The sequence below is a fragment of the Loktanella sp. PT4BL genome, assembly GCF_003201935.1.
In the GTDB taxonomy this organism is placed as follows: Bacteria; Pseudomonadota; Alphaproteobacteria; order Rhodobacterales; family Rhodobacteraceae; genus Yoonia.
Window position 1 is genome coordinate 378,928 of sequence record NZ_QJJL01000003.1, and the last position, 15,095, is coordinate 394,022.

Here is a 15,095-nt window from a genome sequence, read left to right on the forward strand (position 1 = left end):
CCCGGCACTGGTTCGCGCCAACGTCAATCTGGTGTGTAAGGGACGAACAGTGGCGCTGTGACCGTGTCCTACCCTTCGGATCCGATCATGAAGCACGTGGTTCCGCGCGCCTGCAACCTGCGACAGGCCAGATCCGCCCCTTCACGGGTCAGCCCCATAAAGTTCGCGTCAAAGCCGCCGGACCGCTGCACCACGCGCCGGAGCGAGCCGTCAAGCGCGCTCATTTCGTTGAGTGCAACCCTCAGCAGGACCCGTTCCGCGTCATGACGGGTGTTATACCGTCCCACATTGACACCCCAATGCCGCCCACCGGACGTCGAGATGCGTGTCACAACCTCTGGTCCTGTGTCTGTGATGGCAGTTTGGGGTGTCAAAGCGGCAACCTGTGTCGGTGGTGAGGGGCGAGGGACAGGTGTGACCGCGGGAACAGCGTTCGCAATGACTTGCGTGGGTGGTGCTGTTGGGGTTGCGGCACCGAGCGCTTCGGCGAGTGCCGCATTGACCGTATCGGCGATGGCTGCGTTGATCAAATCGGTATCGACAGCAGCTACAAGGATTTCTTCGGAAACCGGCGCACTTGTCGGGCGCGCAACAGGGCGGATGCTGCGCGTGACCAGACCGCTGACACGGACGATCTTGCCGGGGTTTGCCTGCCCGCCACCATCCGAGCTTGAAAGCATCGGCGCCGGTGGGTTCGGGCGACGGATCGTCGCACGAGATGGTGCACGGTTAAAGCCCATGTCCATCAATTCGGTGATGCGTGCATTCCGGGCTGATGTGGACGATCCACCAAAGACGGTCGCGATAATACGTTCCTGACCGCGCTGCGCCGAGGCGACAAGGTTAAAGCCGGCGGCACGGGTATAACCCGTCTTGATACCGTCCCCGCCTTCATAGCTATCCAGCCAGCGACGGTTCGTGTGGCGCACGGTGGCAACCCCTGCATCGGCAGAGCGGCGCGAGAATAGGTTATAATACTGCGGGAAATCATAAATCACGTGACGGCCCAGCACGGTCATATCGCGCGCAGTCGACAAATGGCCGGATTGGGTCAGCCCGTGGGCGTTCAGAAAGTTTGTGTTGCGCATCCCCATCGCACGGGCGGTGCGGTTCATGCGTGTGGCAAAGGCAGCCTCAGAGCCCGATATCGCTTCACCGATGGCTGTGGCGGCATCATTGGCGGATTTGACAGCAGCGGCACGCAACAAAAAGCGCAGGGCAATTGTTTGCCCTTCGCGCAACCCCAATTTTGACGGGGGTTCGGATGCTGCAAGACGGCTGATGCGGACAGGGGTATCAAGCGTGATCTCGCCGCGCTCGATCGCCTGAAAGGCAACATAAAGTGTCATCATTTTGGTCAGGGATGCGGGATGCAGTGGCGTATCGGCATTGCGCGAATGCAAGACTTCACCCGTTCGCGCATCCATCACCATGGCCGCGTATGGTGCTGCGGCCGCACGGATCGGTGCGACCAGTACGCATACCAGAATTATGCATAGAAATAGCCCGCTGAGGGCCCGCTGTCCCAGACGACTTGTCACGTCGCTTGCCTCTTTTTCTGCCTCAATGACCCCGGATTTTTCCGGTGGTCTTATTGTTATGAGCAAACGCTAGCATAAGTCGCGTTTTCAGAAAATACCCTAAATTCAAAGACTTTTCCGGCGCTTCTCGCCTATACTCGCAACATGTAGTAAGGTGGCGCGATCATGGCGCAAGATAGCTGATTTTCCCGTCTTTCACGGCATGTTATTGATTGTGACAGATGGGGTTTTCATGCCCCACCTGTGCCTTATATATAACGCCAAGCACACAGGGCGGATGGAATGCGCAAAGAGTTTTACATGATGGCTGACAAAAAGGGTGACGACGACGGAAACGTCGGCGTAGCACTTGAGACAAAGCCCAAGACCAAGCGCCCGCCCATGTATAAGGTTCTGATCCTGAACGATGATTTCACGCCGATGGAATTTGTCGTCCATGTCCTGGAACGTTTCTTCGGCCTTTCGCATGCGCAGGCCTTCGAGTTGATGTTGACGGTGCACAAGAAGGGTGTCGCCGTTGTCGGCGTCTTCAGTCACGAGATCGCCGAAACCAAAGTTGCGCAGGTGATGGATTTTGCCCAGCGGCATCAACATCCCCTCCAATGTACGATGGAGAAAGAATAGCCTCGTCGCTATTCGCACCCCCAGATGTCCCAATCCCGTCTCAGCACCGCTATCGCAGATGGCATGATCGCGTTGCCTTCGGGCAACATTTCCCTGATGCGCCCATCAGCAACCTATGATGTCTCTGCGCTGCCGCGCGATGATATCCGCATTGTGCACGGGTTTTATCCCGATGTCGCTGCGTGGCAGGCTGCCGGCTATGACGTCCGCCAGGATTTGCAGCAGAGCGCTGTCGCTATCGTCGTTGTGCCACGCTCCAAAGCGCTGGCGCGCGCGATGGTCGCGGAGGCCTGCGCCAAGGCCGAGTTTGTGATCGTGGACGGGCAAAAGACCGATGGCGTGGATAGCCTGTTCAAATCCTGCCGCAAGATTTTGGGCGACCTGCCCTCAATCCCCAAGGGCCACGGGCGGATTTTCTGGTTTGCCGCGACAGATGCTTTTGCCGCTTGGACAGCACCTGAACCTGCGAAAGGGCCGCACGGCTATTTCACATCTGCCGGTGTGTTCTCGGACGGTGCTGTTGATGCGGGCTCGGCCCTTCTGGCCGAGGCGCTTCCTGCCAAGCTGCCTGCGCGCATGGCTGATCTGGGTGCTGGCTGGGGGTATCTGGCCGCACCCGTTCTGGCGCGCGACGGGGTGAAATCGCTTGATCTGATCGAGGCCGAGGCGCTGTCTTTGCAATGCGCCAAGCTGAATGTCAGCGACCCGCGCGTCCATTTCCATTGGGCAGATGCGACGCAGTTTGACGGATCCGGCTACGATGGCATCGTGATGAACCCCCCGTTTCACACTTCCCGCGCCTCTGATCCGAGCCTTGGGCGCAGCTTTATCCAAGCGGCGGCCCGCCTGCTTGCCCCGCATGGCAAACTCTGGATGGTTGCCAACCGCCATTTGCCTTATGAGGCGACCCTGACCGAATGTTTCCGCAATGTGGACATGATCGCGGGTAATGGTGCATTCAAAATATTCCACGCCAATCGGCCACAGCGCTGAGCGGATCAAGGGAGAGCAAAGATGTCATTTTCCATTTCTGGAAAGACGGCAATTGTGACGGGTGCAGCCAATGGTGTTGGCTTGGCCATCGGACGTCATTTTGTCAGAATGGGCGCGAATGTCGTTTTCGCTGACATGGATGAGAAAACACTGATCCATGAAATCGGGGATGAGGCTGACAAGGAAGAGAACATCCTCATCTTTGCCGGTGACCTGCGGAAGAAACTGACGATTGCGAACCTGCTGTCCGCCACCATTGATGCGTTTGAGCGTGTGGATATCCTGGTCAATGCCGCGCGGCAGGTGATGGAAACCGACCCCCTTGATCCTGACGATAACTCTGTCGAGGAACTGCTCCAGCAAAACGCGATGACAGCACTGCGCGTAAGTCAGGCTGTCGCGCGCCGCATGATCAAACAGGCCGATGGCGAAACAGGCGAACCTATTGGGTCGATTGTGAACCTCAGCTCGATTGCTGCGCGCCGTACGCATCCTGATCTGCTGGCTTATTCCGTCAGCTCTGCCGCGTCAGACCAGATGACACGTTCTTTGGCTGTGGCCCTTGCACCGCACGGCATCCGCGTGAATGCAGTGGCCTTTGGCAGCGTCATGAGCGCGAGCCTGAAAGGGTCACTCAAGGATCATGACGAAATGCGCGAAGCCATTGTGGAAAGCACGCCGCTGCACCGCATCGCAAGCCCGAGCGAGGTGTCTGATGCTGTGCAATATCTTGCGTCGGATGCCGCTGCCTTTGTGACCGGACAGATCATTACGGTCGACGGCGGCCGGACCTTGATTGATCCGGCAGCAGTCGCCGCGCATTAATCATTCAGGGTGCAGCGCAATACATTGAGCGACGGCCTGATTGGACGCTGCTTGTGATTGCGCGAAACGCTCTTCCAGTGAGTCCAGTTTCGCGCGCTCGGCATTTAGGTCGATGGCGACAGGTACCGCTGTCGTGAAGGTTTCGGTCTCATCACAGCGGAATGTAAATGTCGTTCCGTCCTCATTGCGCCCACGACAGATTTCACGCACCGTCCGAACCTCTTGCCGTTCCTCGATGGCGTAACCGCGTGCGAGATTTGCGCGGGTCTCGTTGATCAGACTGCTCAGAATACGGGTATCGCGTGTGACTTCACTGATGCACTGCTCGCGCGGGGTGGCGCAGGCCGTCAGGACAGCAAGGGGAAGAATGAAAAGAGCGCGGCGCATTGAGATGTCTCCGGTTTTGTTCTGGATCATCGTTGCATGATCATTATGGTGCTTAAAGACAAACAATACACGTTATTCAATATCAGGGACAAAGACCAAGTATGTCAGACGGTTTCGAAGCGGAAAAAAGCAAAGCATCATCATGGTTCCGCACATTGCGCGACGAGATCGTGGCATCCTTTGAAGGGCTGGAAGACAGCTACAAAGGCGAAGGTGAGATTGGCCGTTTCGAAGTCTCCGAGACGACGCGGACGTCGGATGATGGATCAGACGCAGGTGGTGGCTTGATGTCTGTCATGCGCGGTGGCCGCGTGTTTGAAAAGGTCGGCGTGAATATCTCTACCGTTTATGGCCAGTTGGGGGATGCGGCACAAAAGGCGATGGCCGCCCGTGGTGTGCCCGGGATGGCCGAAGATCCGCGCTTTTGGGCGTCGGGCATTTCATTGGTGGCCCATATGCAAAACCCCCATGCCCCTGCTGTGCATATGAACACACGTATGTTCTGGACACCCCATGCGTGGTGGTTCGGTGGCGGTTCCGACCTGAACCCCTGTATCGAGTATGCCGAGGATACCGCCCATTTCCATGCGACCCAAAAGGCGCATCTCGATCCGCATGGCAAGGACCATTACCCCAAGCTGAAGGCATGGGCGGATGAGTATTTCTATATCCCCCACCGCAACCGTGCGCGCGGTGTCGGTGGTATCTTTATGGACGACTATTGCACCGGGGATTGGGAGGCTGATTTCACGCTGACGCAGGATATCGGCAAAGCCTTCCTGCCTGCCTATGTGCCGCTTGTCGAAAAGCGCCGTGATACGCCTTGGACGGATGCGGATAAAGAGACACAGTTGATCCACCGCGGGCTCTATGCCGAATATAACCTTGTTTATGACCGTGGCACCAAATTCGGACTGACGACGGGCCATGACGCGAACGCGGTGCTGATGAGCCTGCCGCCTTTGGCCAAGTGGGTCTGACCTAGTCCACCTGAATAAAGCGCGGCCCTTCGATATCACGACTGTTTGGCGTGGTTGGTGATACACGTGTCGAGGCGGGCAGGACATTGCCCGCTGCCATCTGCATCAACGCGAGGCGGACCATGAAGGGCGGTACGTCTTGCGGAAGGCCCATCGCGATCATGTCATAGGCCCGCGGTGGTGCGACAGCGACAAATACCTTTGCCGCCCGCATCATGCGCAATCCAACCGGATAGGTCTGTCCTTCGCGTGCGCCGAGTGCTGAGACGTCTTCGGCGGTGGCCTGGATCAGGAAAATCCAAGCGCAAAGCAGCAACAGTCCCGCACGGACGACCGCACGAAAGCTGTAGTAGGCAAATCGCAAGGTGAACGGTATTTTCAACGCGGGCTCCTGTCTGCGGGTCCAGACTATCCTCTCACGTTGAAATATCCAGTCTCAGGCCCCGCGCACCGTATCAATCATCAATTGTACGTTGGCGGGATCGGCATCAGGCGTGATCCCGTGACCAAGGTTGAAAATATGCGGCCCGTTCGAGAGCGCATCAACGATGCGGCGTGTCTCGGACACCAGAGTGTCACCACCCGTCACCATATGCGAGGATTTGAGGTTGCCCTGCACGCAGCCGTCTTTCTGGACGTGTTCGGCGACCCAAGCGGCATCGACGCCGTCGTCCACAGCCACACAATCGGCCCCTGTGGCGGCATGCACACCTGCGTATTTCGTGCCTGCACCGCGCGGGAAGGCAATCACAGGAATGCCGGGGTGTTTGTCTTTCAGTGCGGCGGTGATGCGTTGCATCGGCTTGATTGAATAATTGGTGAAATCATCGCCTTCCAGCGATCCCGCCCAGCTGTCAAAGAGTTTGACGCATTCGGCACCTGCCTCGATCTGTTTCGACAGATAGGCGATGGTACCTTCGGTCAGGCGGTTGATGATGCCTTCGAAGACAGGCTTGTTCTCGGCCTTCAATGCATGGGCCGGTCCCTGGTCAGGCGTGCCTTGGCCAGCAATCATATAGGTCGCCACGGTCCACGGTGCGCCCGCAAAGCCGATCAGTGTGGTTTCCTTGGGCAGTTCTTGAGAGAGGATTTTTACGGTCTCGTAAACAGGGTTCAGTGTGTCGTGAATCGCCTCGATCGGTTTCAGCTTGGCCAGCTCATCCGCCGAGGTAATTGTCGAAAGCCGCGGCCCTTCGCCAGTCACAAACCACAGGTCCGCGCCAAGTGCCTGTGGCAAGAGCAGGATATCGGCAAAAAGAATCGCTGCATCAAAGCCATAGCGGCGGATTGGCTGCAACGTGACTTCGGCAGCAAGTTCCGGATTATAGCAGAGTGACAGAAAATCACCGGCCTGCGCGCGTGTGGCCTTATATTCAGGCAGATAACGCCCGGCCTGACGCATCATCCAGATCGGAGGCGTGGGAAGCGTTTCGCCTGCGAGGGCGCGGAGGATGGTCTTTTGTTGGGCCATGGGATGTCCTTTTGTAATCTTCCTGTGGTCCCAATTGCAGAAGAAGTTGTCAAGGGAGTTGTCAGGCTAGGTTTACACGTCTAACAATCCAGACATGACAGTGAATTTGCCCACCCCCGCTTCGCCTTTCAATATCGGAACCCGTGGTTCGCCTTTGGCCTTGGCCCAGGCGCATGAAACGCGCGCGCGGTTGATGGCCGCCTTTGATCTGCCAGAATATGCCTTTGAAATCTGCGTGATCAAGGTCACGGGTGACGCCATTCAGGACCGCCCCTTGAAAGAGATCGGCGGCAAGGGCCTTTTCACGCGTGAAATCGAAGAAGCGCTGCTGGACGGAACAATTGATATCGCTGTCCATTCAATGAAGGACATGCCGGTGGAACAGCCCGGTGGGTTGTTGCTTGATACTTATCTGCCGCGTGAAGATGTGCGCGACGCCTTTGTGTCGCTCGGCGCCAAAGGGCTGGATGATCTGGCACACGGTGCGACGGTTGGCACATCGTCCTTGCGCCGCCGGTCGCAGTTGCTGGCCAAGCGGCCCGACCTGAATATTGTGGAATTCCGTGGGAACGTGCAGACCCGCCTGAAGAAACTGGGTGATGGGGTGGCCGAGGCGACGTTCCTTGCGATGGCGGGTTTGAACCGTTTGCATATGACGGACGTGCCGCGCACCGCTATAGCGCCTGAAGATATGCTGCCGGCGGTGGCGCAAGGCGCGATTGGCATTGAACGCCGTAGTGATGACCACCGCGCCGCAGAGATGCTTGCTGCGATCCATGATGGGCCAACAGGTCAGCGGCTCGCGGCGGAGCGTGCGTTCCTTGCGCATCTGGACGGGTCTTGTGAGACACCGATTGGCGGCTTGGCGGAACTGGATGGCGGCGCGCTCCGCCTCCGCGGCGAGATTTTGCGCACAGATGGCACTCAAGTCTTTGCCGATGACGTGTCCGGTGCAATTGAAGATGGTGCCGAAATGGGCCGCGCAATGGCGGCGAAACTGCTCGCGCAGGCGGGCCCCGACTTCTTTTCCTGAGCAAAGGAATTTCACGAAATTCCTTTTCGGCCCACAAGAAAATTCGCGAATTTTCTTGTGGCGTTACGCTGGCGGGATCACCTTGCCCGGGTTCAGGATATTGTTGGGATCAAGGGCTGTTTTGATTGCACGCATCGCATCCAGCGCCACCGGATCCTTGCGCCGCTTCATCGTATCAAGCTTTGACACGCCGATCCCGTGTTCGGCGCTGAACGATCCGCCCAGCTCCTGCACCACATCCTCCACCGCCTCGACCAGCGCTTTCATTGCTTCAGGGTCATTGCGGCTGATGTAGCTGGTGTGATGGATATTCCCGTCGCCAAGGTGCGCGACGATCACTTCCTCTGCGTCGGGATCAATCGCTTTGATGCGCGGTGTCAGCATTTGTTCAAAGGCTGCGACCTTATCCAGTGGCACAGCCACATCGGTGTTCACAAAGACACCACCGAAAAAGGCCACTTCGCCTGCGTCCTCGCGGCGCTTCCATATTTCGCGACGCTGCGTCTCGTTCTGCGCGATGATCGCATCAAGAACGGTTCCTTCTTCCAGCATTGCGCCAAGTGTCTCTTCCAGAGCGCGCATGACAGGCAGGCTACCGTCCGCACCAGGAGCCGCGTCTTTGGTGCGGGTTGCTGCGACCTCAATCATGATGTTCACGTCGTAGTCTTCGTCGAAGGGACCGGTGACATCGGGAAACAGCTGACGATGTTTCCGGATATAGCTGCGTGGCATGTATTCGAAAGCCTCAACACCGTTGCCGGTCTCGTCCTGCAACCGGTAGAGCAGGGTCAGCGCATCGGAGAGTGAAGGTACCGCGACCATCGCTGTGGCATAGGCCTGCGGCTTGGGTCGCAGCTTCAGGACCGCAGCGGTGATAATCCCGAGTGTCCCCTCTGCCCCGATCACAAGGTTGCGCAGGTCAAGGCCGGAGTTGTCTTTGTGCAGCGCGCTCATCAGGTTCATGATCCTGCCATCGGCCATGACGACCTCGAGCCCGAGACAGAGCCCGCGCGTGCTGCCGTAGCGCACCACGTTTGAACCGCCCGCATTGGTCGACAACAGCCCGCCGATCATGGCAGAGCCGCGCGCGCCGAGGGTGAGGGGAAAGATCAGGTCATGCGCTTCGACCGCGTCGTGCAGATTTGACAGAACCACACCTGCGCCGACTGTTGCCGTGCGCCCCGCCACGTTGATCTCGGAAATCTCGTTGAGGCGTTCGACCGAGAGCATCAGCGCGTCCTGCGCCAGCGTTGCACCGGTCAGGCCGGTGCGGCCAGAGGCGGGAACGACAGGGGTTTTGGTTTCATTTGCGATCTTGAGGATGGCAGCCACCTCGGCGGTGCTTGCCGGACGCAGGACCGCCAGAGGGGTGGAGGTATAAGCGCCTGTCCAGTCCTTGCCGTAGGGCGCCGCATCTGCGCCCGTCAGGATGCGATCGGCGCCGATGGTCTGTGCGATTTGGTCAAGAACTGTCATGTCCATACTCTCCCTTGATGACGATTCATTAACGGCAAAGAGCGCAGTGGGAAAGTGGCCCCGTATGTTCGCTGCAACAGGAACGAACAGTTGGGGGATGGGGTGGTGGTGGCGTGGGGGAGATTTGAACTCCCGACCTAACGATTATGAGTCGTTCGCTCTAACCAACTGAGCTACCGCGCCGTTCCACGAGCGTCCGATTACGCAATGGGGGCAGGGGTGTCAAATCGATTCTGACAGTAAGGTGGGTTTAAACCCACCTTACGTGCATCAATCGGGTCACGTCCCCTAGTCGTACCGCAACTCGGTCGCTTTGCCGCGGAAGATAAAGTAGGACAGAACGGTATATCCCATGATCGTCGGCAATACGATGCAGGTGCCGATCAGGATGATAAACAGGCTCTCCGGTGCGCTGGCGGCCTCATAAATCGTGATCTGTTCGGGCACCACATAGGGGTAGAAACTATAGGCCATCCCCCCGAACGCGGTGATCCAAAGGGCTGTCGCGGCAGCAAAGGGCTGCCATGACCGGCGGTCTTCGGCATAAGGCATTTTGCGCAGCATGGACCAGAGCCAGACCACCAGAAGCCCTGACAGGATCGGCAGGGGCGACAGGTAGAGCGCTTCGGGGAAGCTGAACCATTTGTCAAAAATGCGCGTGCTCACAAAAGGGGTCGCAAGCGAAATCGCACCAATGCCCAAGACCAGCCCCCAAATGCCGCCTTTTGCCCATTCCACCGCTTTGGCCTGAAGCACAGCGGATGTCTTGTGGATGATCCAAGTGGCGCCGATGAAGCTATAGCCGACAGTCAGGAACACCGCCGTCAGTATCGCGAAACCCACATGCGCCAAAGTCCACTCAAGCCCCATGACGTACATGCCCAGCATGAAACCCTGGCTGAGCGAGGTCATCAGCGAGCCTGCAAAGAACGCATTGTTCCACAGGTGTTTGTGGGGGGCTGGTGCCTTGGCGCGAAATTCAAAGGCCACGCCGCGCAGGATCAACCCGATCAGCATGATCGCCACAGGCAGGTACAGCGCCGTCAGGATAGCCCCATGTGCAGACGGGAAGGCCACCAGCAACAGCCCCACCGCCAGTACCAGCCAGGTCTCGTTTGCGTCCCAGAACGGCCCGATCGAGGCGATCATACGGTCTTTTTCGTCGTCATTGGCGAAGGGGAATAACACCCCCACGCCGAGGTCAAATCCATCCAGGATCACGTAGATCAGGATAGACACGCCCATCAGGGCTGCAAAAACAAAAGGCAGCCAGATGGTGGGGTCACCAAAATAATTCATGTCTGGTTACTCCGCTGGCATGGCTTTGGGGGCCGCCGCAGGTGAGGGGGCGATGTTTGTGCCGATACTTTCGCCGCGTGCGGTTTTCCGTGCCAGATAGAAGATGACAAAGATATAGGCCAACAGAAGCCCCGCATAGACCAGCAGATAGGCGATCAGGGTCGACAGCACCAAGGGCGCGGGCACATCGGCCACGGCTTCTTTGGTTGTCATCACACCTTGGACCAGCCAAGGCTGGCGCCCGATTTCGGTTGTGTACCAGCCGGCCAGCGTGGCCAACCAGCCACTGAAGCTCATGCCGATCAGCGCATAGAGCATCGGTTTCGGCAGTCCTTCGACACCGCGCTTGCGGCGCATGATCATATAGGTGGCGCTCCAGCTGACCAGCAGCATCAGAAGGCCAGTGCCGACCATGACGCGGAAGGACCAGAACACGGGCGAGACACGCGGGTGCAGTACCTCTCCATCTTCGGTCACAAACTCGTTCAGGCCTTTCACCTCGCCATTCCAGTCATGGGTCAGGATGAACGACGCCAGTTTGGGAATACCGATTTCAAATCGGTTTTCGCGTGCTTCTTCATCGGGGATCGCAAACAGGATCAGCGGCACGCCAGTGGAGGTTTCCCAATTGCCTTCCATCGCGGCAACCTTCGCGGGCTGATACTCTTTGGTGTTCAGGCCATGCATGTCGCCGACAAGGATTTGCACGGGGATCAGCACGGCCGCGGCAATAATGGCCGTTTTCATTGCGACGCGTACCCCTTCGGTGCGCCCGCCAATGAGCCAACGGAAGGCGCTGACACCGGCAATCAGGAAGCTGACGGTCAGGAAGCTGGCCAAGACCATATGCGTAAAGCGGTACGGCATGGACGGGTTAAAGATAATGGCCGACCAATCGGTCGCATGTGCGACACCGTCGATCATCTCGAACCCTTGGGGTGTGTGCATCCAAGAGTTCAGGACAATGATCCAGAAGGCCGACATCATCGTGCCGAAAGCCACGAGGAAGGTTGCCAGCGTGTGCACCCAGTTGGGCACGCGGCTAAAGCCGAAGAGCATGATGCCAAGGAAGACTGCTTCGAGGAAGAAGGCGGTCATGATTTCGTAGGCCAGCAATGGCCCTGCGATATTTCCAACTTTTTCCATGAATCCGGGCCAGTTCGTGCCGAATTGGAAAGACATCGTAATGCCCGACACGACACCCATCGCGAACGAGAGCGCAAAGATTTTCACCCAGAAACGATAGGCTTCCATCCAGCGCTCTTCGCCAGTGCGGTTATAGCGAAGTTTGAAGAACAAAAGCACCCAGCCCAATGCGATCGTGATCGTTGGAAACAGGATGTGAAATGAAATATTCGCGGCAAACTGGATGCGCGAGAGCAGAAGGGTTTCAAGTTCCATAACGTGATGTCGTCTTTCTGGGCGGCCTAATCCGCTTGCAGTGCTAAATAGCATATCAAGGCGGTAAGTCAGGGGGGTGCGACAGCAAGGCGCGCTACCGTGTCCGGACCGCGTTTATGACGAAATCTATGAAAAAACAGCTAAAGGGATCAGCAACTTTTGCCAAGTTGACTTGGCGATCAAGTCGCCTTCTCAAACCGCCATTGGGTCACTTGATGGTATGCTGTATCAGGCGTGACCTTGATTGACGGAAATTGGCTGTTGTTGGGCGCGTCCGGCCAATGCTGCGGTTCAATCACGATGCCCTCGTAGACCGGCTTGCCCGGACGGTGTGATCCTGCGGCATCGTGGATCTGCATCCCGGGTTCTGTCGTGGCGAGGGTCATCTGCAGGCCAGAGGCGCCGGTCAGCCAGAGGACATCGCGCAGATCGGTCGCTTCTTGCGAGAGGCAGAAATTGTGATCAAGCGCCGGTGCACCTTTCACCAGTTTGCGGCTGGTGCGGAAATCCATGTCGGTGCCGTCAACGGCTGCGATCTCACCTGTGGGGCAGGTACGGTCGTCAATCGGCAGATAGTGATCCGCAGCAATCCGCAACGCGTGGCCTTCCCATGTCTCGCTACCATCAAGGTTCCAATAAATGTGGCTGGCGAAATTCATGCAGGTGGCTGCGTCGGTCGTGCCGTCAATCTGCATGGTCAGCGTTGCAGGTGCTGTGACCTGATAAGTGACTCGGATATCGCGGTTGCCGGGCAGGCCCGCTACACCATCGGGCAGGCGCAAACCCAACGTGACGCGATCAGCGGCCTGTTCCAGCGCCGCCCAGTTTTTGCGGTGGACACCCTCACTGCCTGAATGCAGGTGACAATCGCCGTTCTCGTTGCGTTCAAGTTCGTGCATCATGCCGTCAAGGCGCACGCGCGCATTGCCGATGCGGTTGGCAATCGGACCGACAATCGCGCCGAAATAATCCATGGACGTGGCGTAATCCGCGAACCGCTCTGACCCCAAGGTCAGATTGTAGGGCACCCCTGCAAGGCGCACCGCTTGCACGGTGGCACCCAGTGTTAGAATATCGACGCTCAGATCGCCGCTTGAGAGTGTGATTTGAAGCACGTCCTCCCCGTCTTGCGTGGTTCCGAAGTGGGTCATCACAGTTCCTCCCAATGCACACCCGCAGGAGGTATGGTTACGCCTTCCCACGTCAACGGCACAGCGGCATAGTTGAAATAGAACCGGTGCGTTTCGGTGTCGCGCAGGCGCAGACCTTCAGGCAGTTGCCTGGTTTCCATACCAAGCGCGTCACACAAGCCCGCAACAATCTGGTCAAACGTGCGGTCATCCGGCCAGCCAGCAAGATAGCGCAGGTTTTTGCTGCCCATGATCGCAGGCTGCCCTGCTGCGGTTGCGACAAATGTCTCGGCCTCGCCTTCAAGGTGCTCGAACCAATGCAGGAACTGCCCGCCGCCTTCCAGCGCAATCCCATCATCAGGCGGCATGCTTTCAGTCAGGGCGACGCTCACATCAAGCCCCGGCAGATTCGGGCCAAGCGGCGTGGGGATGCTCAACTCGTCGGTCTTTGTGTCGCTGCGCGGGCCGATCAGGGCGATGCCTTCAAAACGGACCAAAGCAGCGCGCAGCGGCTCCGAGAGTGACATGATCCCTGGTGCCATCACCAGCTTGTAGGCTGAAAGGTCAGCGGTATCGGGCGGCAGAATGTCGATATTCAACCCCGCCCTGCGCAGCGCGCGATAGGCGGCAAAGGCAAGACGGAACAACTCGAAATCCGCGCCCTGCGGCTGGGCATCCCAGCCCCATGCGCTTTCGTAATCAAAGACCAATGCGGCCTGCGCCTTTGCTGTGCCAACACTGGCCAGCGTTTCGATCTCATCAGCGACTTGCCGCGCTTCGGCCAATGCAGGGGCAGGCGCGCTGTCAGGACGCAAAAGCCCCGCATGCATCTGTTCTTGCGCGAAAGGGGCTTGCCGCCAGCGGAAATAACAAACAGTTTCGGCCCCATGGGCAAAGGCCTCCCACGCCCAAAGCCGTGCCATGCCGGGCAGGGGGGCGGGGTTGTAGGGAGCCCAGTTGACGGGGCCGGGCTGTTGTTCCATGACCCACATCCGGCCCTTGCCGACAGCGCGGTAGAGATCGTGGTGGAAGGCCTGATTGTCGGGGTGGCCCTGACGCAGGAACGCGCGTTTGAATTCCGGTGTCCCTTCTAGGCGGTCCGACAAAAAACCGATCGGATAGCTGTCCCAGGACGCGATATCGAGGTCGGCACCGACCTTCCAATGATCGAACGTTGTGATCCGCCCCATGTAGTTGTGGATCAGTGGCGCGTCGGTATGTTTGCGCAGTTCGTCCACCTGTACCTTATTGAAGGCGACCACCTGATCCGAACTATAGCGCCGGAAAGCAAGCTGATGCGGGTGGTTGGGTTCGGTCACTGTCAGATTGGGCAGGTCGATCTGATCAAACGTATCATAGTCCATCGACCAAAAGACGTTCCCCCACGCACGGTTCAGCGCATCGGTGGACTGGTATTTCTGCGCCAGCCAGTCCTGAAACCCTTTTCGCGCCGCTTCAGAGTAGCTCAGCGTTGTGTCGTGGCAATCGTATTCATTGTCGATCTGCCACGCAGCGATATGCGGGTTGCTGCCATAGCGTTCGCCCATGAGCCGCGCGATGCGGCGGCATTCCTCGCGGTAGCCAAGATGACTGAAGTCGTAGTGTCTGCGCGATCCGAATTTGCGGGGCTGTCCCTGCGCGTCAACTGCCAACATGTCAGGGTATTTGTCGACCATCCAACGGGGTGGTGTCGCTGTGGGGGTTCCGAGGATAATCTTCAGTCCCGCTTCGCCCAGAACGGCAATCGCACGGTCCAGCCAGTCCCATGTGAAGGTGCCGGGGCTGGGTTCCATACGCGCCCATGCAAATTCTCCGATGCGCACCCAAGACAGACCTGTCGCCACCATTTGGGCGGCATCAGTTGCCCATTGGTCCTCGGGCCAATGTTCGGGATAATAACAGACGCCAAGCGTGCGTTTCATGGTGTGGAACCTT

Annotated in this window: 14 protein-coding genes and 1 tRNA gene; 5 read left to right on the forward strand and 10 right to left on the reverse strand. The window is 58.1% G+C overall.

From position 1 onward, the window contains the following. Positions 1-68: 68 nt before the first annotated feature. Positions 69-1,541: a D-alanyl-D-alanine carboxypeptidase family protein gene (locus C7964_RS11645; protein WP_502693565.1), complete on the reverse strand. Its 1,473-nt coding sequence runs from the start codon at positions 1,539-1,541 to the stop codon at positions 69-71. A 282-nt stretch (positions 1,542-1,823) separates the two neighbouring features. On the opposite strand from C7964_RS11645, the gene clpS reads away from it, so the two are divergent. From clpS to C7964_RS11660, 3 genes are read left to right on the forward strand one after another with little or no spacing between them, the layout of a single operon-like run. Continuing rightward, complete coding sequence (gene clpS, locus C7964_RS11650) at positions 1,824-2,165, forward strand: ATP-dependent Clp protease adapter ClpS (protein WP_055294056.1); 342 nt, start codon at positions 1,824-1,826, stop codon at positions 2,163-2,165. 24 nt (positions 2,166-2,189) lie between these two features. Beyond that, complete coding sequence (locus C7964_RS11655) at positions 2,190-3,158, forward strand: class I SAM-dependent methyltransferase (protein WP_110279828.1); 969 nt, start codon at positions 2,190-2,192, stop codon at positions 3,156-3,158. Between the two features lie 21 nt (positions 3,159-3,179). Beyond that, positions 3,180-3,983: an SDR family NAD(P)-dependent oxidoreductase gene (locus C7964_RS11660; RefSeq protein ID WP_110279829.1), complete on the forward strand. Its 804-nt coding sequence runs from the start codon at positions 3,180-3,182 to the stop codon at positions 3,981-3,983. Here the strand turns inward: C7964_RS11660 and C7964_RS11665 are convergent, their stop codons facing one another. Continuing rightward, a complete protein-coding gene (locus C7964_RS11665; RefSeq protein ID WP_110280246.1) occupies positions 3,984-4,370 on the reverse strand; it encodes a hypothetical protein in 387 nt (128 codons plus the stop codon). 101 nt (positions 4,371-4,471) lie between these two features. Between C7964_RS11665 and hemF the strand changes: the two genes are divergently transcribed. Continuing rightward, positions 4,472-5,350 carry an oxygen-dependent coproporphyrinogen oxidase gene (hemF, locus tag C7964_RS11670; protein WP_110279830.1) on the forward strand — a complete coding sequence of 293 codons (879 nt, stop codon included), beginning with the start codon at positions 4,472-4,474 and terminating at the stop codon, positions 5,348-5,350. 1 nt (position 5,351) lies between these two features. Here the strand turns inward: hemF and C7964_RS11675 are convergent, their stop codons facing one another. Next, positions 5,352-5,732, reverse strand: coding sequence for a hypothetical protein (locus C7964_RS11675; RefSeq protein ID WP_110279831.1), 381 nt, complete (start codon positions 5,730-5,732; stop codon positions 5,352-5,354). Positions 5,733-5,786: 54 nt separating this feature from the next. After that, entirely contained in the window at positions 5,787-6,821 is a 1,035-nt protein-coding gene (gene hemE / locus C7964_RS11680; protein ID WP_110279832.1) for a uroporphyrinogen decarboxylase, read from the reverse strand. A 94-nt stretch (positions 6,822-6,915) separates the two neighbouring features. Here hemE and hemC point away from each other — a divergent pair, with 94 nt between their 5' ends. After that, positions 6,916-7,854 carry a hydroxymethylbilane synthase gene (gene hemC / locus C7964_RS11685; protein WP_110279833.1) on the forward strand — a complete coding sequence of 313 codons (939 nt, stop codon included), beginning with the start codon at positions 6,916-6,918 and terminating at the stop codon, positions 7,852-7,854. Between the two features lie 63 nt (positions 7,855-7,917). Here the strand turns inward: hemC and C7964_RS11690 are convergent, their stop codons facing one another. From C7964_RS11690 to C7964_RS11715, 6 genes are all read right to left on the reverse strand, one after another. Beyond that, complete coding sequence (locus tag C7964_RS11690; RefSeq protein WP_110280247.1) at positions 7,918-9,330, reverse strand: FAD-binding oxidoreductase; 1,413 nt, start codon at positions 9,328-9,330, stop codon at positions 7,918-7,920. 106 nt (positions 9,331-9,436) lie between these two features. Beyond that, a tRNA-Met gene (locus tag C7964_RS11695) sits at positions 9,437-9,513 on the reverse strand. A 105-nt stretch (positions 9,514-9,618) separates the two neighbouring features. Beyond that, positions 9,619-10,629, reverse strand: coding sequence for a cytochrome d ubiquinol oxidase subunit II (locus C7964_RS11700; protein WP_110279834.1), 1,011 nt, complete (start codon positions 10,627-10,629; stop codon positions 9,619-9,621). Positions 10,630-10,635: 6 nt separating this feature from the next. Further along, complete coding sequence (locus C7964_RS11705) at positions 10,636-12,030, reverse strand: cytochrome ubiquinol oxidase subunit I (protein WP_110279835.1); 1,395 nt, start codon at positions 12,028-12,030, stop codon at positions 10,636-10,638. 179 nt (positions 12,031-12,209) lie between these two features. Then, complete coding sequence (locus C7964_RS11710) at positions 12,210-13,181, reverse strand: aldose epimerase family protein (protein ID WP_110279836.1); 972 nt, start codon at positions 13,179-13,181, stop codon at positions 12,210-12,212. After that, positions 13,181-15,082, reverse strand: a complete 1,902-nt coding sequence (locus tag C7964_RS11715) for a beta-galactosidase (RefSeq protein WP_110279837.1) — start codon at positions 15,080-15,082, stop codon at positions 13,181-13,183. Before C7964_RS11715 ends, C7964_RS11710 begins: the two co-directional genes overlap by 1 nt. Between the last annotated feature and the right edge of the window lie 13 nt (positions 15,083-15,095).